The following is an 18869-nucleotide window of genomic DNA, read 5'->3' as shown; positions in this document are numbered from 1 at the left end:
TTTCAGAAAACTTATAATAGATATAGAATATATTATTAGATAATGATTATCGAAAAAATGGAGGTTGAGGAGAAATGGCAAAATATAAATGCAGTGTCTGCGGTTATATTTATGACGAAGAAAAAGAGGGGCAGCCACTGCTTGACAGTAAATGCCCGGTCTGTGGAATGACGATGGTATTGATGGAGGAAAACGACAGCGAAGCTGCTGCTTCTACTGCTCTGGAAGCCGCTGCAGCTCCGGAGGAGCTGGCTTATGATCCGGCATACGCCCGTTGTGACGCCAGTTGCCGTTATATGGACGATATCCATGAAATGGCTGTAACAGGTAAGTCGATCATCGGTGCGATGGGTACGCAGATGCCTATGCCGGGCTGGGACGATATCCTGCTGCTGGGCAATCAGCTGAATCCGCCGCCGCTCAACGACCATGACGCGGTCGATACGACGACTGTGATTGGTAAAAATGCCAAAAAGCCGTTGATTTTGACTAATCCGATTTTTGTTTCACATATGTCTTTCGGAGCTTTGTCAAAAGAGACTAAAGTGGCTTTAGCCAAGGGCAGCGCTTTAGCAGGTGCGGCGATGTGCAGTGGTGAAGGCGGTATTCTGCCGGAAGAAATGGTAGCGGCGCATAAATATATTTTTGAATATATCCCCAATTTATACAGTGTGACACGGGAAAATCTGCGTAATGCTGATGCGATCGAGATCAAGATCGGCCAGGGTACGAAGCCCGGTATGGGCGGGCATCTTCCCGGCAGCAAAGTGACACCGGAAATCGCGGCGATCAGGAATAAACCTTTGGGTGAAGATGTTATCAGCCCGTCCAAGTTTCCTGATATCAATACTAAAGAGGATTTGAAAGCATTGGTGACGAGTCTGCGCGAGGAATCTGACGGCAGGCCTATAGGTATCAAGATCGCAGCCGGTAAGCTGGAACGTGATTTGGAGTTTTGCGTTTTTGCAGAGCCTGATTTTATTACGATCGACGGACGCGGCGGCGCTACAGGCGCCAGCCCGAAGCTGGTTCGTGATGCGACCAGTGTTCCGACCGTTTATGCTTTGTATCGTGCCCGCAAGTATCTTGATGCTGTGGGAGCTGATGATATTGCGCTGGTGATCACCGGCGGGCTGCGGGTATCGTCTGATTTCGCCAAGGCTTTGGCTATGGGTGCGGATGCTGTGGCAGTAGCATCGGCTGCTTTGATTGCGGCAGCCTGCCAGCAGTATCGTATCTGTGGTACGGGTAAATGTCCTGTAGGTATCGCTACGCAGGATCAGGAGCTGCGCTCCAGATTTAAGATCGAAGCATCGGCGCAGAGGGTAGCAAACTTTTTGAACTGTTCTCTGGCAGAGCTGAAAACATATGCCCGTATCACTGGTCATAAGAATCTGCATGATTTGAATGCAGGTGATTTGTGTACGATCAATCGTGAGATTTCTGACTATACCAATATTCCTCATGCCTGATATTTAAATATGTTGTGGAAGCTTCTCCCGTATGCATTGGCATGCGGGGTTTCTTTTTGGCATCAATGCTGAAATTTATAATATGAACTTTTTGCAAACTTTAACTGTAAATGCTTGACTTAAAGTTGACTCTAGCCTGTAAAATCGAATTAAAGGCAAAGGCGTTATGGTAAAATACCAAACGCTGCTTTGGGTAAAATAAAAGATGAGGAGGTATAGTATGAAAAAAATTGTTGTGGTGCTGATGTCGATGCTGGCAATGCTGGTGGCGGCTTGCAGCGGCAGTAATGCCGAAGCTATTTCTACTGATAATGGAGGGAAAATTATGCAGAGTGAAAATAAAACTAACAGCAGTAAGGCTTTGGTCGTGTATTATTCGCGGTCAGGTAATACCGAGGCTCTTGCCAGAATGATCGGTAATGAAACAGGTGCGGATATGTTCAGGGTGACTACTGTCACGCCATATCCTGAAGCTTATAGGGAAACTACTGAAGTTGCCAGAGCCGAACGTGATAATAACGCGCGTCCTGCAATTAACGGACGTGTAGAAAATATGGCGGATTACGATGTCGTTTATATCGGCGTGCCTAACTGGTGGAGCACGATGCCGATGCCGATGTTCACTTTTTTAGAGCAGTATGATTTGTCCGGCAAAACTATCGTACCGTTCGTTACTCATGGCGGCGGTGGCGTAGCTAATTGTGTCAGCGATCTAAAGAAAGCTGTTCCCGGAGCTACAGTGCTGGATGCATTGGTAGTCAGCGGCGGCAGCGCGCAAAATGCCCAGAGCGATGTCAGTGCCTGGCTGAAACGCTTGGGTTTAGTAAAATAAAATATCATTTCCTGACAGTAAAAACAGAGAGTGCTTTTTGAGCCCTCTCTGTTTTGTTATATCCATATTTAAATATATTCTTTTTTCAGGTATTCTAAAAATTTTTCAGAGGCTTTGGAAAAGGTTTGATATTTTTTCCAGACAATATCAAGCCCAACTTCAAGTGTTGGTTCTAATGGGCGAAAGCAAAGCGGGCTGTCGTCATATGATTTGATGATTCTGTCGATGCTTAATGCATAGCCGACCCCTTCTTCTACCATAAGGGAAGCGTTATATAAAAGATTATAGGTAGCGACGATATTCAGATTGTCGTAATTTCCTCCCATCCAGCCGGCTATCTCATTTTTGACCATGGCCTGGTTGGAAATAATCAGCGGCAGGCCCAGCAAATCATGAGGCTTGATAGTTTTATTTTCAGCTAAAGGGCTGGCTTTGGTCATCCATAAACCCCAGATATCAGTGATCGGTAATTTTATAAAATCGTATTTCTTAAGGTCAGCCGGCTCGATAAACAAGCCAAAATCAAGCAGTCCGCTGTCCAGACGTTCGGAAACGTCTTCGGCTTGGCCGCTGAAGATATGAAAATGTATATGGTCATATTCTTGGCGTATTTTACTGATTATTTTAGCCAGCATCCGCATACCTTCAGTTTCTGCACAGCCAATATAAATATCACCTGTAATGTTTTCAGCAGAGGCGTTGATTTCAGCTTTGGTTTTTTCCATTAGAGCAACGATTTCTTCTGCTCTTTTGCGCAGGATCATACCATCTTCCGTCAGCGTTATTTTGCGGTTCCCGCGGATAAAAAGCTGTTTGCCAAGCTCTGCTTCCAGTTCTTTGAGCTGCCTTGAAAGCGGTGGCTGTGTCATATGTAAAAATTCGGCTGCACCGCTGATACTTTCTTCGCGGGCTACGGCAAGGAAATACTGCAGGGTTCTGATATCCATAAAATTTCACCTCCAATATAAGTATTATAATAGTTTTTAATATACTTTTCAAGTATGGTAAAGCATTTAATATATGTATTTGATATTCTTGGATTCTGTTTTTATAATTAAGACAAAGGAGCCGGGTAAGCAGAATTATCAGTGAAGCTGAAAGGCTCTGTTTTGAAACTTATTGTAAATGGATCAATGATTTTAAGGAGTTGAGAAGTATGAAAAAGAAAGTTTTGGCTGACCGTTATTTGAAAATGTTTAAGAGTATCGCTTTAGGGGTGATTTTATCGACGGCTGGTACAAGCGCTGTGTTTGCTGCTGACAGGCCTGCTGATGCTGATAATTTTTACAGGAGTGATAAGGTGGAGGTCCAGAAAGTCACTTTTAAAAATCAGTACAAGATGAATATTGCCGGTAATTTGTATCTGCCGAAAGATATGGACAAAAGTAAAAAACATGCTGCTATCATAGTAGGGCATCCAATGGGGGCAGTAAAAGAGCAAAGCGCTGATCTTTACGCTGTTAAGATGGCAGAACGCGGTTTTGTAACTATGTCTGTCGATCTGGCGTTTTGGGGCGGCAGTGACGGCCAGCCACGCAATGCCGTTGCGCCTGAGCTTTATGCTGAAACCTTCAGCGCGGCGGTAGATTACCTGGGTACAGGGCCTTTTGCCGATAGAGAAAAGATTGGCGCGATCGGGATCTGCGGCAGCGGCAGTTTTGCTATCAGCGCCGCTAAAATCGATCCCCGCCTGAAAGCCGTTGCAACTATTAGTATGTATGATATGGGTGCAGCTAACCGCAATGGACTTAATCATTCTCTGACGCTTGCACAAAGAAAACAGATCATTGCTGATGCGGCGGAGCAGCGTTATGTGGACTTCCAGGGTGGCGCAACTAAATACACAAGCGGGACCGTACATGAGATCACGGAAAAGTCCAATCCTATTGAACGCGAATTCTATGATTTTTACCGTACGCCAAGAGGAGAATTTACTCCTGCAGGTTCTTCGCCGCTTTTAACGACACATCCGACGCTTTCCAGTAATACTAAATTTATGAATTTTTATCCCTTCAATGATATTGAAACAATTTCTCCGCGTCCGCTGCTCTTTATTACCGGTGATCAGGCACATTCCAAAGAGTTTAGCGAAGATGCATATAAACGTGCGGCTGAACCGAAAGAACTGTATTATGTTGCCGGTGCAGGCCACGTAGATCTTTATGACAGGGTAGAGCTTATTCCGTTTGATAAGCTCGAAAGCTTCTTCAAGGCTAATTTAAAATAATTTACTGCAGCAAAAGCTGCAGATCTGATTTTCTGAAAGTTTTGTTTTTGTGGATTCTCGGGATGCTGGGGGTCCACATTTTTGTTAACAGGAGAGGTTATGAAAGAAAAAAATAATTTGCTGATCTTTATTTTGACGATAGGTGTTTTTGGTATCATCAATACAGAAATGGGTGTGCTGGGTATTTTGCCGCTTCTGGCAGAAAAATTTAGTATCAGTATCGCACAGGCCGGTTTGCTGGTCAGTTTGTTTGCTTTGGCAGTGGCTGCAGCCGGTCCGGTGATGCCGCTGCTTTTTGCGGGCATCGACAGGAAGCGGGTGATGCTTCTGGTATTGAGCGTATTTGTTTTGGGTAATCTTATTTCTGTCTTTACTGATAATTTCGCAGTTATGCTGCTGGCAAGAGTTGTGCCGGCGATTTTCCATCCGGTTTATTGTTCGCTTGCTTTTTCTGTTGCGGCTGCTTCAGTCAGCCCGGAAGCAGCTCCCCGGGCTGTTGCTAAGGTCATTGTGGGAGTATCGGCCGGGATGGTACTGGGAGTACCGGTCAGCAGCTTTATTGCCGGCAGTTTTTCGTTAACGGCTGCTATGGCGGGTTTTACCGTAGTCAATACAGCGGCGTTGATTGCGACCTGGTTGTATATACCATCGCTGCCTGTGGCAGCAAGGCTTTCGTATGGGCAGCAGCTGCGTGTTTTAAAGAAGCCGGTATTATGGTTTTCTATTGCAGCCGTTGTGTTTATGAATGGAGCTGTCTTTGGAGTTTTTGGATATTTTTCAGGCTATCTGACCAATATCACTGCTTTTTCGTGGAATACGGTAAGCCTGATTTTACTTGTTTATGGTTTGATGAATATCGTCGGGAATTTTATTGCCGGCCGTATGCTTAGTGCAGGCGCGTCTGCCGATAAGCTGGTCATAATATTTCCGGTCACATTGGGGATTGTCTATGCTGCATTCTTCTGGAGCGGTACCTCGGCGCCGGCTATGGCTTTGATCACGCTGCTTTGGGGAGTTTTGGGAGGTATGAATGCGAATATCAACCAGTATTGGATTACTACTGCGGCCCCGGAGGCACCTGATTTTGCCAACGGTCTTTTTTTGACTGCCGCTAATTTGGGGACTGCTTTAGGGTCGGCAGTCTGCGGGATGGTGATTGCACATATGGGAATGCAGTATATGATGTGGGGCGGCATCGTATTTCTTATTTTATGTTTGGCAATGATTATCCCCAGAGTATATAGATCAGATGAGTATGTTTGCCTGGGAGAAAGCAAATAGTTGTGCTGTAAAAATAAAAAGCCGGCATTCTTCGCAGGAAAGTTCAAACTTTTTGTAAATTTATCCATTCAGGGACTAAAATAGCAGCTTTACCACTTGACTTGGAGCGGACTTTAACCTGTATAATAAAGCATAGAAGTTTTCCAGGCTATGAATAATATTTAGTATAAAAACTGAGCTTCGGGAGGAGACTGTTCTTTTGAGTGTAATTCTGTTTATTTCCTTGATCGATTTTGTTTTGAGTTCTTTGGCGTGGGTTTATTACAGTCATGCATTTTCTTTTATGAGGTCGGCGCCGTTTATCGCTTTATATGTGCTGCTGATGCTTAATACTGTTGGCAGCCGTGTTTTGCCTGAAAGTTTGCCATTGCCGCTGTTAAAGCTTTCGGCCTGGCTGAGCGGTTATTGGATCGCGTTTTTGTACTATTCGCTGCTGTTGATGGTTGTGCATGGTATCGTATATGCAGTTTTGCGTATTTTTTCATTCAAGCTGCCGTTTATGCAGTTTGCCGCTGCGGGCGCAATAGTTCTGGCAATTTTTGTTGCCTGGGGCAGCTGGCGTGCGTTTAGCCCTGTTGTACGTACGGAAACCGTTGTTACCGATAAGCTGTCGTCTGATAAGCAGTATAAAATAGTGCTTGTCAGCGATATCCATTTGGGACGCGAGCTTGGCTATGATTACAGTAAGGGCTTAGTAGAGCTGGTCAATGCGCAGAAGCCCGATTTAGTACTGATTGCCGGTGACATTATGGATGAGCGGCTGCAATATATCATCGAGGAGGATTCACTGGCCCCGTTAAAGGAGCTTCAGGCACCATTAGGGGTATATGGAGCTTATGGAAACCATGATTATCTTGATCGGCCTGACGAGCTGAGAGCTTTGCTGGCAGGCAATAATATCAGTATACTGACTGATGAGAGTACAGTGGTTGATGATAAATTGAAAATTACCGGTTTGCATGATTATCGTGTTTCAACAAGTATTGTTCCGTTGCAGGCTCTGAGCGTCGATAACGATAAGTATTATAGTATCCTGATCGATCATCAGCCGCGGCGGATGGATGCTGCCGCTGAGGCCGGTTATGATATGTATCTGGCTGGGCATACCCATACAGGGCAGATGTTCCCGAACAGGCTGGTTACGCAGCGGATGTATAAGCTGGATTATGGTTTGGCCCGATTTGGTGACCTGACTGCTGTTGTCAGCAATGGCTACGGATTTTGGGGACCGCCGGTGCGGACGGAGCTGAAACCGGAAATAGTTGTTATAAATTTACAGGGGAAATAAATAAAAAACCTTCGGCACAGCCGAAGGTTTTTTTGTTTGTTTTTAAAGGATTTCTTCACGTACTAATTGATTGATCATTTTTTGCTTGCCTAAGACCCAAAGCAGGTCGCCTTTTTCAAAAACAAGCGAAACATTAGGATTGGTCATAGTGTAACTGCCGCGTTCCAGGCCGATGACAAGGCAGTGCCAGTCATCACGGATATTGGTGTCCTTGAGCGATTTACCAAGGATAGGCGAGTGCTTGTCGATAGTGATAGCGCACGATAAGAATGCCGACAGGTTTTCTTTATCGTTGTCTTCACGCAGCATAAATTCGCGCATCGTGATAGGTTCTTCCACCAGAGTCATACACAGACGCTGAGTATTGATGGCGGTGTCGAACAGTTTGAATTGAGAATCAGTACCGATCATCAACAAAGTAGAATCCTTTTGCAGAATGTGATGACCGCCGGGCATATCGATGACTTCTTCAGGAGTTGAAACCTGCAGGATGTTGCAGCCATAAAGCTCACGGAATGCAAGCTGGGTCAGCGTTTGACCTATCATAGGTGAGTCTTCGCAGATTTTATAGCGTGCAAGCTGTAATTCTTCATCGAACCAGCCGTAAAGATGTTCTTCGCCAGCTTCAGCAAGGGCTTCACGATGTTTGAGCATATGGCGCTCGTTCAGATTGACAAGAAAACGTGATTCCATACGCAGATATTCGCCCATCAGCCAGTCGGATGAGGAGATGAAATAAGCAGCGCCTGCTGTTGCCAGCGCGGCCAGCAGTGACTGCAGACCAAGTAGTTTGGCAAAAACAAAGTAGAGGAATGCTGCTGCGATCAGGATTTTTAAAAATAACAGCAGTGTTAAAGGGATGTGATTAGAACGTTTCTTAAACCATAAAGTTGAGAAAAGCTCAGGATGGTTGGTTTTATTGACAAGAACTGCCCGCAGGAACGGCGCCATAACGACCAGAGTCAGCAGCGCTGTCAGCAGATTGCTGTAGGGCGCTGACATTTTTCCTGACAGGTAAGGCTGCAGATAATAATAAGAGCCTAAAGCGACAGCTGAGAGCATAGTCGTAAAAATCAAAATGCGGATAAAATACTCACGCAGAAAATCGCGCCAGTCACTGTCTTTACCGTCGTTATCAGGATTTTCTTCCGTATAGCGGTCAAGCCATTCCAGAGTTCTTTGCGGCAATAGTTTTTTAGTGAACTGATAAGCAGGTTCTGCTGCCATAACGAAAAACGGGGTAGTAAAGGTTGTCATTACAGAAACAGCAACAATTATTGGATATAAAAAGTCGCTGATAACTCCGAGGCTCATGCCCAGAGATGCGATGATAAAGGAAAATTCACCGATCTGAGCAAGGCTGAAACCGCAGTGCATAGAAGTATTGAGGTTTTGGCCTGAAAGCAGTACACCGGCGCCGGAAAGCAGCAGCTTGCCGACTAAGGTAACAATAACGAGTACAATGATAGGTACCGCGTATTCCAGCAGTAAAGCAGGGTCAACAAGCATACCTACTGATACAAAGAAGACAGCTCCAAACAGATCTTTGACCGGTTTGACGAGATGTTCTATTTTTTCGGCACTTGGTGCTTCGGCGATAAGAGAACCCATAATAAAAGCGCCTAAGGCTGCCGAGAAGCCCATGTGGGTAGCAAGTACTACCATACCAAGGCAAAGGCCGATAGAAGCAACCAGCAGAGTTTCATCGTTCATCAGGCGCTCAGCCCGTTTAAAGAAGGACGGGACCAGATACATACCAAGAACGAACCATAAGACCAGGAAGAACAGCAGGCGCATGACGCTTTCGATCAGCTCGAGCGTCGAAATGTCGGCGCTGGCAGCGGCTAAAGTTGAAAGCAATACCATCATAATGATGCCGACGATGTCCTCAACTATCAGAATACCAAAAACCATTTCTGTAAAGCGCTGACCTTTGAGCTTGAGGTCTTCAAAGGCTTTGATGATGATGGTAGTTGACGACATGGCCAGCATACCGCCTAAGAACAGGCTGTCCATATGATCCCAGCCCAGCATATGGCCTGTGAAATAGCCAACGATCAGCATCCCGCCTATTTCAACGAAGGTAGCTATAAAAGCTGTGCTGCCTACGCTTTTCAGCTTATAAAAGCTGAATTCGAGACCCAGTGCAAATAAAAGAAAAATAACGCCTATTTCAGACCAGGCGTTGATATTAGCGGTGTCTGATACAGTGGGGAAAAAGTTGAAATGCGGTCCGGTAATAAAACCGGCAATAATATAACCAAGTACTAAAGGTTGATTGAGTTTTTTGAACAGGATCGTCGTAATACCTGCAACTAAGAGGATCATCGCTAAATCAGCGACTATCGGCGGTAAATGAGCCATAGGCAGTCACCTTCTTTCATAAATTTATTATACGGATACCATTTTATTCAAAGCTTTGCGGACAAATTTAACAAAATGTTGTATAATATTAAAGCTGTTATATTACACAGCTCTTTCTATATTATACAATATTTCCGGTGACAAAAAAGTGAATTTTAATACAAAATTTGCATATGGAGGTTTTAATTATGTACAAAAATCTAGTTCTTGTAGATGGTGAAATCATGCCGGCAGAAGAGGCGGCAGTTTCGGTACACGACAGGGGGCACCAGTTTGGCGACGGTGTATTTGAGATAGTGCCTGTTTATAATGGCCGTTGTTTTGCTTTATTACCTCATATGGATAATTTATTCGAATCTGTTATTAAGGTGAAAATACCTGCCGTTTACACGATTGAAGAATTGATTGAATTCCATGAAGCGCTGATAGCTGAAAGTGGTATTGAAAATGGAGAGATCTATACTCAAATTACTCGCGGGACTGCCGATTATGGGCTGGCGTTTCCGGAAATGTCGGTGCCGCAGCTGACAATGACGATCGTGGAAACTGATCGGGAAGTATTGGCGGCAAAACGTGAGAGCGGCGTCAATATTATCACGACTGAGGATAATCGCTGGCAGTTCTGTAACGTTAATACCTTAAACAGGCTGCCTGAAGTTCTGGCACGTCAAAAAGCACGTGAAAGCAACGCTTTTGACACTCTTTTTATTCGTGAGAACGGTAAGATAACTGAAAGCACTGAAAGCAGCTTTATGGTGATCAAAGATGAAATGATCTGGACACATCCTGATAATAACCTGGTTCATAAAAATATTACCCGCAGGCTGATCAAGGAACGTCTGGCACCTGATATTGATATGCAGGTTATCGAAAAAGCTTTTGATATGGAGTTTGTCCTGAAAGCAGAAGAAGCATTTTTATGCGGCCCTCGCTGCGAGATTATGCCGGTTACTAAAATAGACCGCAAATTCATCGGCAGCGGTGTAGGTAAGGTCGTGCCGCAGCTGCAGGCTGCGTTTAAAGCTTTTGTAGAACGTGAATGTCCGGCAAAATAGGAGAATAGAATGAAAAATAATAACTGGGTAAGAGGGGCGATGCTGCTGGCCGTAGGTCTGGTCCTGCAGGCATTGCGTTTAGTGATCCCTATGCCGCCTATGTGGACTGTTTTTGTCGTCGGTACATTGGTGAATATGGTTTTGGTGCTGGCGGCCCGTACCGTTGGTTTATGGCCGTCTGTAATGATCGCGGTGCTGTTGCCGGTAATGGCGTATTTTCAAGGGCAGCTGCCGCTTCCGTTTTTGATACCGGTAGTGGCTGTAGGCAACTTGGTGATGGTATATCTGTGTGCCCGCTTCTGGGGAAAGGGGATCATCATCGCCGCGCCTCTTTTTAAAACATTTATTTTATATTGCAGCAGTTTGTTCGTTTTGTGGCTGGTTGCAGTACCTGAAAAGCTGGCGTTATTCATTTTGTTTATTATGGGCTGGCCGCAGATGATCACAGGCATTTTAGGGCTTGTACTTGCATATAAGCTGCATAAACGTATTTTCCCCGATACAGCCGAATAGAATCAGCTTGTGGCTTGCTGAAGTTAATGTTTTAAAGCAGTTGAAAATCGATTTTAAGAAGCGGCAAAATGCAGCTGGTTGTTTACTAAAAAAGTTTGAAGAAATGCTTGACAATTATATATAGATACGGTATTATTGTTATTGTTCCGTTACGGAACATTGAGTCGCCGAAGTGGCGGAATTGGCAGACGCACTTGACTCAAAATCAAGCGTGGTTACCCCACGTGCCGGTTCGAGTCCGGCCTTCGGCACCAACTAAACCCAAAATTCTCTCTGTGGTTAACTGCAGAGAGATTTTTTTATTTTCTACGATAACTTTATCAATGAACAAATTTACCAAAGCTTTTTGGCTTTCAGTATCTTTTTTCATAAATACATGCGTATTTAAGGCAGCAAAGGTATCAGCAATTTCTTTTTCAGATATATGAGGTACTTCGGTCATAATATTTAATCTGGAAATTTTTTCTTTGACTGCATTCAGATCGGCTTTTATTTTGTTGATCCGGCCGATAACGAATTCATCAGCAGCGCCATCTTCAACTAATGTATAAAGATTATTAAGCTTACGTTCCAGCATAGCTTTATCTCCGGCTAAGGAAGAAGCTGAAGAGGGGATTGCCTGAACATATTTATCATATTCATCAACCAAAAGTTTAGAGATATTTTTCTGCGCTATAGGAGAGAATATCTCTTTTTTTATTACCTCTAAAACCCATTTATCAATATAATCTCTGTTAAGGCGTGCCTGGGGGCAGTGATCAGCTGCGATACGGTCTTTTTTCAGGCAGTCATAGTATGCGTATTCACGCTCTTTATTCATGGTCCTGTGACCGCTCATAGCACTGCCGCAGCAGCCGCAGAAAATTCTTCCGGAAAGAAGATAAACAGCTTTGGCTGCATAAGAGCCGCTGCGTTTCTTATTGGCAGCTCTTTTTTGCTGCACAGCCGCAAAGTCACTTTTGCTGATGAGCGCTGGTATTGCATCTTCAATCCTGATAAAATCATCAGCCGGAGTGGAAACATGCATGTTGCGCGGCTTATTCTCTTTCCTGTTGGTTTTATTAAAGGCCAGTATACTTCTCATTGCCTAAAATGTCGTACAGGCTGTTTTTGCCGAAATTTCTGCCATCACGTGTTTTGAAGCCTTTGGCTGCTAAAGTGTGGGCGATGATACCATAGCCATGACCGGCAAGATACATTTCAAAGATCAGCTTAACAGCTTCAGCTTCCGTAGGTTCTATAACATATTTTTTGTCAACGATCTTATAGCCTAAAGGCGGTCTGCCTCCGTTAAACTGAGCCTTATAAGCGTTCTCATTAAGGCCTTTTTTAGTTTCTTTGGCAAGGTTGCGGCTGTAATAGGCAGCAAAGCCTACCAGCATGCTTTCCATCATCTGGCCTTCAGGAGAAAAATCTATATTCTGCGCTGCGTATTCATGGCCGATGCCTAAAGTGGAGAGTGTATGCTTGAATGTATAATAATTAAACTCGTTGCGGGCGTTACGATCTATCTTGTGGAAGATGATAACATCAAACTGATGGGAGATAGCATCAGCCAGCATCTGATTATAAGCATCACGCGTTAAAACATCGCGAGCACTTTTAGCTTCATCCACATAAACATTGGTAACGACATAGCGTTTTTTTCTGCAGTATTCCTTGCAGGCGCGTACCTGCACTTCAATAGATTCTTCACGCTGCATATCAGAAGAGAAGCGCGCATAGATCACAGCTCTTTTAATTTCGGACATAAAAATACCAGCCTTTCTGATTTTGAGTATAGTTAAGTAAGGCTGGTTTATGCTATAATATTAGCGTAATCAGCCTTGTGCTTGTGGGTTGTTACATTTGCAGTAAGTATTGGCGTACTTGCTGCGCATCCCTCGGTGTTGGTAGCACCGGGGGATTTTTTATTTTTTTACTGAAGATATTTCATCTGTAATATTTATAAGATCTATAAAATCATCTTTGTCTGCCTGCTCAGCTTCAGCAGCTTTTCTTCTGGCATCAAATTTATCGTATTCATTTGTGGCCTTAATTTTAGCTGCTTCATTAGAAATCCTTCCGAGGTCTTTTAAGATAGGAATATCATGGTCAGAAAGAATTTTATCTACACTGTTACGCCAATAATCGAGAGTAAGAGTTTTTCTCATTTTTGCACGTAATTCTGCGCTTTCTAAGAATAAGCTAACTAATCTGTTCAGTGTATCAAGTTCATCATTTGTTAAATAATTTTTAGCGATAACGATATCAGCTTTGCGGACAATACTACCTTTCCATGAAGTAAGTCCCATATTTTGTTTAGTGTAGTCTGCACGATCAGCAATAATCTCTGCTGCAGTATTACCGGTAACAGCATATAGCAGCTTATTTTGAGTCTGCGCAAAAAATACCTGGGTATCAGCATCAGTAGGGATATAGTCTGTTGATAATGCAAACAGATCACGCAGCTTTTGATAAAAGCGTTTTTCACTGGCACGGATATCGCGGATCTGAGCTAATAACTCATCAAAGTAGTCAGGGCGTCCATCAGGATTTTTAAGCCTGTCATTGTCTAAAATAAAACCTTTGATTAAGTATTCTTTAAGTGTAGTATTAGCCCATTGGCGGAACTGTGTTCCACGAGGGGAACGAACACGGAACCCAATAGCAAGTATCATATCAAGGTTATATAATTTTACTGGTTTGTCGGAATTTGCAATGTGCATTATTTGCACATTGCTTTTTTCATCTAATTCGTGTTCGCTTAAAATATTGTTTATATGTTTAGTTATTACTGAACGCTCACGAGCAAATAGCTCAGCTATTTGTGACTGGGTAAGCCAAACAGTACCGTTTTCAGCATAAAGCTTTATATTAGCTTTGCCATCTGTTGTAGTATATAAAATTATTTTTTCCATTATAACTCCTGTTATATAGTTTTATTGCATTTTTATGATATCAATATACTTCTGCAGTTCTGCTTGCTCATAGCCAGCGATCAGTTCAACTAATGCTTGCGGATCTTTGCCGTTAGTATGGTAGCTGTCAAAGCAGTCGTAATACTTACGGCGATCGGTAAATTTAATATCAACCGGCAGCAGACCATGTTTGATAAGTTCAAAGTTTAACAGGATTCTGCCGGTACGGCCATTACCATCAATAAACGGATGGATTGCTTCAAATTCAAGATGGAGCAGGGCAATAGCTTCGATGATATGTTTTTCCTGCTGCCATACAGCATAGTTTTTGAGAAGCTGTTCAATAGCAGGCTGTACAAGGTAAGGCTGCGGGGGAGTATGAGCAGCGCCTAAAATCTGTACCGGCACACGGCGGTATTTACCGCGCGCTTCCGCGTTGTTCATCAGCACCAGCGCATGAATATCCAGGATAGCTTTTTCAGTAAGCGGCTCATTTTTACCTGCTAAGTCGATCATGTAGTAAAAAGCATCCTTAAAGCCGATGATATCAAGGTGATCACGGAGCGGTTTTTCTGCTATGGTGATACCTTCCTGCAGGATAAGGGCAGTTTCGCGCAGGGTGAGGGTGTTGCCCTCGATCGCGTTAGAATTATATGTAGTTTCAATGACGAATTCATCACGCAGCCGTTTCAGTTCAGAAGCGTTTAGAGGACGTAAGCTGCGCAGTTCTTCATGTAGTTGATCAACAGTTTGTAAGATATTCATGGGTATAAACCTTTCTAAAATAAAAAATAAATGCTAATGATTTCCAGGTTATCTTATCTTTTTAAAAACTGTAATATATTCTTTGTTCATTGATTTTACGGGCGCATCGTTTACTTTAGATGTTACAGAAGGTGTTCGTTTATAAGCTATTTTACGATCAGCACTTTTAATAACCTGGTAATTTTGATTCAAAAGATATTCTTGTGTTATACCTGATAAGTCAATTTGTACTCCGTCTACAGTTCTATTACCTAAAGTGATAACGATATATTTAGAAGTTATCCTGGATATTTCTCTCAGAAAATTAAAATAATCACTGAAAAATAATATTATTTTTGTGTGTTTTGCCTCGCTGATTTTGTTTAAATATGGAAGGATAAATTCTTTGTCTTGTTCATCAAGAGTGTTGGTAGTTCGCCAGCCGCCCATACTTTTGCTATCTATCATGCTGAAATTATTTAGTTCCCAGCCTTCAAGGTTTAAATCATTTCCTGGTATTGTGTATAATGCTAACATTGAAAATTGACCATAAGGCACTGTAGTTGCGTTATCGCCGTAGGGTGGGGAAGTAATGGTAATATCAAAAGAGTTACTATTTAAAGCTGGTAATAACTCTAATGTATTGAATTTTGTTAATGTATAATTTTTACTTACTTCTTGAAATTGCTCTGCATTATCTTTGATAGAGGAAATATAGTCCTTAATCAAGTTATTTTTTAAATTGTCTATCATTGTTTGAGTTTTTATATGCAATTTGTATGTAGAACTCCTGGTATTACTATATCTGCGAATAATATCACAGAGCATATACCAAAAAAATAGACGATTCTTTGTATTAGCAATTTTCATAATTGCTGTGCGTATTTTAGCAATGTCTTTTTTTACATCGGGTCTCAACCATTTATCAATATTAGGGAAATCATAAGGAGTTATGTCGGTATTGTTGTTAATTTGGCTTTCTAAAAATTCAATATCACTTAATATGTTATTGTCTACGCCTTGAAGTTTGACTTTAGTAATGAGGTTAGCCAAAGGATTGATATCGCAGCCATGCAAAGATAGCTCTGGATTGATTTTAGCAGCTTCATAAAGAGCCGTACCTGAACCGTGAAACGGGTCGAAAATAGACTTTATCTCTTTATCATTCAAAAGAGCTTCTAATACTTCTTTTTGCATTGGCGCGATCATTACCGCCGGATATAGTACTGTACCATGTATATCATTTTTCTTTTTATATGTACTATAAGCTATATCTTCTAACATGGCATAACTCCTTATAAATTTACTTGATATCTTGATTAAAGATTAATTCGTTTACTATAACAACGAAAAAGGCAGCTTTTTTAGCAATATTCTTTACATCAATCTCATCAATATATGCTGATGATTGGTGTGCGGAAGTGTTTGTTTTCTTTACAGATTTCTCAAAATCTTCTGGTATTAAGACATTTTCTAGTGATTGATATGAAAGTTGAGTTGCATTAGCAATCTTTGACATGCGATTATTATTGCGTACAAATTCAATAACAATTTGTACTTTTGTTTGTATATCTTTAGCACTTTGGAAGTTTAAATTTGTGAATTTTTTTGAACGATTTAAAGCAATTATACTTAATTCAAAAATTGCTCTTAATGAGCATGCTATTACTTCAAAATAATCCTTTAAATTTAATTTATTTATTTGCTCTATAAGGTTGGCGACAGTTACATCATAATTTATCTTATAATTATTTTTTGTGGGAATTGTTATTAGCTTTTTCTTAGATGAGGTAATGATATTAGATGCATATTCTACGAAATTAATATCAATAGCAAGTTTTGCTATACCTGTATGTGGATCATTATATTGGAAAACTACATTTTTTCTGCATTCTTCATCAATGCTCGGCAAAATTTTGATTCTATTATCTATACCATCTACGGAAACGCTTAAATTATCTTTAGAAACTTTTTTCCCGGTACTATCTGTAATGGAACTTACGAAATCAAGTAAATTTATTTGTCCAGATGGAATATTTATATTAGTAGTTTTCTTGGATTGAGAAATTTTTACAGCTTTAAATTGCTGGGGAAGGAATAGACTGCTTTCGGGTATGTTATTAGTAGTTTTATTATTAGATATATTTTGGCTACTTGTATTTGTAATATTAATAGTATTTTGAATGCTACCGTTATTATGTTGGTTTTTACAATCAAATAATTCTACTTGAGATGAAATACTTGGTTTAATATCCTTTAAGTTTTTTGCTGCATTTTTAAAGTATTCTGGATTGTTTGATTTATTTTTGTATTTTGAGCCTTCTTTTTGTATAGTTATATTTATTTCTTTTAAAAAGTTAGCTATATCGTCTGTAAATTTGTTCTGGATAAATTGAGTTCTATCAGAGTTAAAATCCATTTCGCCAGATGAAGTTTTGATATCAATAAAACCTATTATCTGAGGCAACATTTCACCAGATCGTTTTTCACGAGTTATATTAGGATCAAATAAATCATAATTGTTAAAAATATTTTTATTGATAAAAATGAGGGGAGTAAGAGAGCCTCTTAATGTATGGAAATAAGGAGTTATATCTTTTTTATTACCTGATTTAAATTTATAAATGTTTAAATCAAGTTTTATATCTATATTACCTATTTCACATGGAAAATAAATCATATGGAAGCAAAGATCTTGATAAAAATATTTAATGATTTTTTCTGTTGAATTGTAGGTAACATGAAATAGTAAATGTTCAGTATCAATTTTAGCCAGTACGATGTTTTGAGTTTCGTAATAGTTACCGTTTAAATTCAATAATATATTTATTCCATCATCATGAAAGCAATTAACTAATTTAAAACAATTTCCTGGATTAGAAAAATGATCTAATAAAGAGTCTGCATTGTAATCATTCAGAGAAATTTCAATTAATGTACCATGTGATTCTAACTTGGTAGAAGGGAAAAGAGAAATAGAGTGATCAGTAACATTATCATAGGCTTCGAGATCACTTCTTTTGGCAGAAAAAGTTTGACATGAGTCTTCTGGAGTTTTGGTATACCAGGTAGCTTGATTACCGAATTTAAATACTGCAAGGAAGCCTAAACCTTTAGAGCCTAAAGTGTAACGCCCATTTGAACGTAGTTCACCATATTTTTTTATGCTTTTGGCGATATGGAATAAGGCAGCAATAGAATCTTTATTCATGCCGCTGCCATCATCTGCTATAGTGAGTTTTTTATTAAATGTATCTATTGTAATTTCTATATTTTTTGCATCAGCATCATAAGCGTTTTTTATGAGTTCGTTTAAAGCAACATTGTTGGAAGGGATTTTTTCAGATAATTCTTTTATAATGTTACCGCTGACTTTGACATTTATAGATTCATTTTCCATTTTATTACCAGCCTTTATTTTAATAATAAATATCAGGGGTTTCTATTTCTTTTTCATACTGTTCGTACATATAGTTTTTATAGTTTTCTAATAACCATATATATTTTATCAGTAAATTAGGTTGATTTTTGTATTTTCTTATATTTTTGGTAATATTTTTAAATATTGCATCCAGAGTTTTATCATGATCATACCAACCGAAAATTTCATGAAATTCTGGGGTATAAGGAGATTGCCTAAAGAAATCTATACATATGTTACCATCAAAATCCTTTTTTAAATGTGTTCTTCTGAGATCCCGTTTGTAACTGGGAACATCTTCAGCTTCCGGAGATTTCAGATTAACAACATCATCTATAGAGTTAAAAGCTTTTTTATCAAATATTATTCTGGGATATACTGCAACTGATGATTCGAGTTTATAAGCTGTGTTTAAAGCTCTACCGTAGAAAAAGCCTTCGTGATCATATATGTAATCATAGGTAATTGCGCCACGCAAAAAGAAATCTCTTGAGGCAAAATGTAATTGCATTCTATGTAAGACATCTAATAAATACTCTAAAGCTTCCGGGGGAGCAGAAAACATACAGGAATCACTGAAACGATGTGATTTTATTTTTTTATGATCATCCATTTGATCGTAGAAATTATTTAATTGATCTATAAAGCTTTTTATATTAAGCAGATTAAGATGGATTGGATGTTTTTGATCTGGGTTTGTAGTATCAGTTTTGTTTTTAAAACCTAATACATCAATAAAAGCAACGATCTTTTTCTCATACGCCATTTATAA

The 18869-nt window shown here is 40.6% G+C and carries 16 protein-coding genes and 1 tRNA gene; 8 read left to right on the top strand and 9 right to left on the bottom strand.

Annotated elements, in window-relative coordinates:
- Positions 1–74 precede the first annotated feature (74 nt).
- A complete protein-coding gene (locus PFJ30894_RS09680) occupies positions 75–1472 on the top strand; it encodes a glutamate synthase-related protein (RefSeq protein WP_125669706.1) in 1398 nt (465 codons plus the stop codon).
- 220 nt (positions 1473–1692) lie between these two features.
- Positions 1693–2304, top strand: a complete 612-nt coding sequence (locus tag PFJ30894_RS09675; RefSeq protein ID WP_125669705.1) for a flavodoxin — start codon at positions 1693–1695, stop codon at positions 2302–2304.
- Between the two features lie 68 nt (positions 2305–2372).
- Here PFJ30894_RS09675 and PFJ30894_RS09670 read toward each other — a convergent pair whose 3' ends face one another.
- Positions 2373–3251 carry a LysR family transcriptional regulator gene (locus PFJ30894_RS09670; RefSeq protein ID WP_046430792.1) on the bottom strand — a complete coding sequence of 293 codons (879 nt, stop codon included), beginning with the start codon at positions 3249–3251 and terminating at the stop codon, positions 2373–2375.
- A gap of 209 nt (positions 3252–3460) precedes the next feature.
- Between PFJ30894_RS09670 and PFJ30894_RS09665 the strand changes: the two genes are divergently transcribed.
- From PFJ30894_RS09665 to PFJ30894_RS09655, 3 genes are all read left to right on the top strand, one after another.
- A complete protein-coding gene (locus PFJ30894_RS09665) occupies positions 3461–4531 on the top strand; it encodes an alpha/beta hydrolase (RefSeq protein WP_167457061.1) in 1071 nt (356 codons plus the stop codon).
- Positions 4532–4630: 99 nt separating this feature from the next.
- Complete coding sequence (locus PFJ30894_RS09660) at positions 4631–5812, top strand: MFS transporter (protein ID WP_021716965.1); 1182 nt, start codon at positions 4631–4633, stop codon at positions 5810–5812.
- Between the two features lie 199 nt (positions 5813–6011).
- Complete coding sequence (locus PFJ30894_RS09655) at positions 6012–7100, top strand: metallophosphoesterase (protein WP_125669704.1); 1089 nt, start codon at positions 6012–6014, stop codon at positions 7098–7100.
- A gap of 42 nt (positions 7101–7142) precedes the next feature.
- On the opposite strand, the gene PFJ30894_RS09650 is transcribed toward PFJ30894_RS09655, so the two are convergent.
- Positions 7143–9464, bottom strand: a complete 2322-nt coding sequence (locus PFJ30894_RS09650) for a cation:proton antiporter (RefSeq protein ID WP_125669703.1) — start codon at positions 9462–9464, stop codon at positions 7143–7145.
- A gap of 188 nt (positions 9465–9652) precedes the next feature.
- Here PFJ30894_RS09650 and PFJ30894_RS09645 point away from each other — a divergent pair, with 188 nt between their 5' ends.
- The 3 genes from PFJ30894_RS09645 to PFJ30894_RS09635 all read left to right on the top strand — a co-directional run bounded on the left by PFJ30894_RS09645 (position 9653) and on the right by PFJ30894_RS09635 (position 11286).
- Positions 9653–10519 carry an aminotransferase class IV gene (locus PFJ30894_RS09645; RefSeq protein ID WP_197714936.1) on the top strand — a complete coding sequence of 289 codons (867 nt, stop codon included), beginning with the start codon at positions 9653–9655 and terminating at the stop codon, positions 10517–10519.
- A gap of 9 nt (positions 10520–10528) precedes the next feature.
- Positions 10529–11032 (top strand): hypothetical protein, encoded by a 504-nt coding sequence (locus tag PFJ30894_RS09640; RefSeq protein ID WP_021716961.1) that lies wholly within the window; start codon positions 10529–10531, stop codon positions 11030–11032.
- Between the two features lie 166 nt (positions 11033–11198).
- A tRNA-Leu gene (locus PFJ30894_RS09635) sits at positions 11199–11286 on the top strand.
- Here PFJ30894_RS09635 and PFJ30894_RS12125 read toward each other — a convergent pair.
- The 7 genes from PFJ30894_RS12125 to PFJ30894_RS09600 all read right to left on the bottom strand — a co-directional run bounded on the left by PFJ30894_RS12125 (position 11238) and on the right by PFJ30894_RS09600 (position 18863).
- Entirely contained in the window at positions 11238–11852 is a 615-nt protein-coding gene (locus PFJ30894_RS12125; RefSeq protein WP_408634581.1) for a hypothetical protein, read from the bottom strand. The genes PFJ30894_RS09635 and PFJ30894_RS12125 overlap by 49 nt on opposite strands.
- A 241-nt stretch (positions 11853–12093) precedes the next feature.
- Positions 12094–12783, bottom strand: coding sequence for a recombinase family protein (locus PFJ30894_RS09625; RefSeq protein ID WP_125669702.1), 690 nt, complete (start codon positions 12781–12783; stop codon positions 12094–12096).
- A 159-nt stretch (positions 12784–12942) separates the two neighbouring features.
- Complete coding sequence (gene rhuM / locus PFJ30894_RS09620; protein WP_125669701.1) at positions 12943–13932, bottom strand: virulence RhuM family protein; 990 nt, start codon at positions 13930–13932, stop codon at positions 12943–12945.
- Positions 13933–13953: 21 nt separating this feature from the next.
- Entirely contained in the window at positions 13954–14697 is a 744-nt protein-coding gene (locus PFJ30894_RS09615) for a Fic family protein (protein WP_197714935.1), read from the bottom strand.
- A 48-nt stretch (positions 14698–14745) separates the two neighbouring features.
- On the bottom strand, positions 14746–15960 hold the full coding sequence (locus tag PFJ30894_RS09610; RefSeq protein WP_125669700.1) for a DNA methyltransferase family protein: 1215 nt from the start codon (positions 15958–15960) through the stop codon (positions 14746–14748).
- Between the two features lie 19 nt (positions 15961–15979).
- Positions 15980–18076 carry an ATP-binding protein gene (locus PFJ30894_RS09605; RefSeq protein ID WP_125669699.1) on the bottom strand — a complete coding sequence of 699 codons (2097 nt, stop codon included), beginning with the start codon at positions 18074–18076 and terminating at the stop codon, positions 15980–15982.
- 19 nt (positions 18077–18095) lie between these two features.
- A complete protein-coding gene (locus tag PFJ30894_RS09600) occupies positions 18096–18863 on the bottom strand; it encodes a hypothetical protein (protein WP_125669698.1) in 768 nt (255 codons plus the stop codon).
- Between the last annotated feature and the right edge of the window lie 6 nt (positions 18864–18869).

Source organism: Phascolarctobacterium faecium (assembly GCF_003945365.1).
Lineage (GTDB): Bacteria > Bacillota > Negativicutes > Acidaminococcales > Acidaminococcaceae > Phascolarctobacterium > Phascolarctobacterium faecium.
Note: the sequence above shows the minus strand (reverse complement) of the source record. Positions and strands in the feature narration are given on the sequence as shown.

Bases quoted from the DNA above. Each gene is read 5' to 3' on its own strand.
- PFJ30894_RS09650 (WP_125669703.1), bottom strand. From the start codon at position 9,464: ATGGCTCATTTACCGCCGATAGTCGCTGATTTAGCGATGATCCTCTTA.
- PFJ30894_RS09605 (WP_125669699.1), bottom strand. From the start codon at position 18,076: ATGGAAAATGAATCTATAAATGTCAAAGTCAGCGGTAACATTATAAAA.
- PFJ30894_RS09665 (WP_167457061.1), top strand. From the start codon at position 3,461: ATGAAAAAGAAAGTTTTGGCTGACCGTTATTTGAAAATGTTTAAGAGT.
- PFJ30894_RS09680 (WP_125669706.1), top strand. From the start codon at position 75: ATGGCAAAATATAAATGCAGTGTCTGCGGTTATATTTATGACGAAGAA.
- PFJ30894_RS09645 (WP_197714936.1), top strand. From the start codon at position 9,653: ATGTACAAAAATCTAGTTCTTGTAGATGGTGAAATCATGCCGGCAGAA.
- PFJ30894_RS09675 (WP_125669705.1), top strand. From the start codon at position 1,693: ATGAAAAAAATTGTTGTGGTGCTGATGTCGATGCTGGCAATGCTGGTG.
- PFJ30894_RS09610 (WP_125669700.1), bottom strand. From the start codon at position 15,960: ATGTTAGAAGATATAGCTTATAGTACATATAAAAAGAAAAATGATATA.
- PFJ30894_RS09660 (WP_021716965.1), top strand. From the start codon at position 4,631: ATGAAAGAAAAAAATAATTTGCTGATCTTTATTTTGACGATAGGTGTT.
- PFJ30894_RS09600 (WP_125669698.1), bottom strand. From the start codon at position 18,863: ATGGCGTATGAGAAAAAGATCGTTGCTTTTATTGATGTATTAGGTTTT.
- PFJ30894_RS12125 (WP_408634581.1), bottom strand. From the start codon at position 11,852: ATGAATAAAGAGCGTGAATACGCATACTATGACTGCCTGAAAAAAGAC.
- rhuM (WP_125669701.1), bottom strand. From the start codon at position 13,932: ATGGAAAAAATAATTTTATATACTACAACAGATGGCAAAGCTAATATA.
- PFJ30894_RS09625 (WP_125669702.1), bottom strand. From the start codon at position 12,783: ATGTCCGAAATTAAAAGAGCTGTGATCTATGCGCGCTTCTCTTCTGAT.
- PFJ30894_RS09615 (WP_197714935.1), bottom strand. From the start codon at position 14,697: ATGAATATCTTACAAACTGTTGATCAACTACATGAAGAACTGCGCAGC.
- PFJ30894_RS09670 (WP_046430792.1), bottom strand. From the start codon at position 3,251: ATGGATATCAGAACCCTGCAGTATTTCCTTGCCGTAGCCCGCGAAGAA.
- PFJ30894_RS09640 (WP_021716961.1), top strand. From the start codon at position 10,529: ATGAAAAATAATAACTGGGTAAGAGGGGCGATGCTGCTGGCCGTAGGT.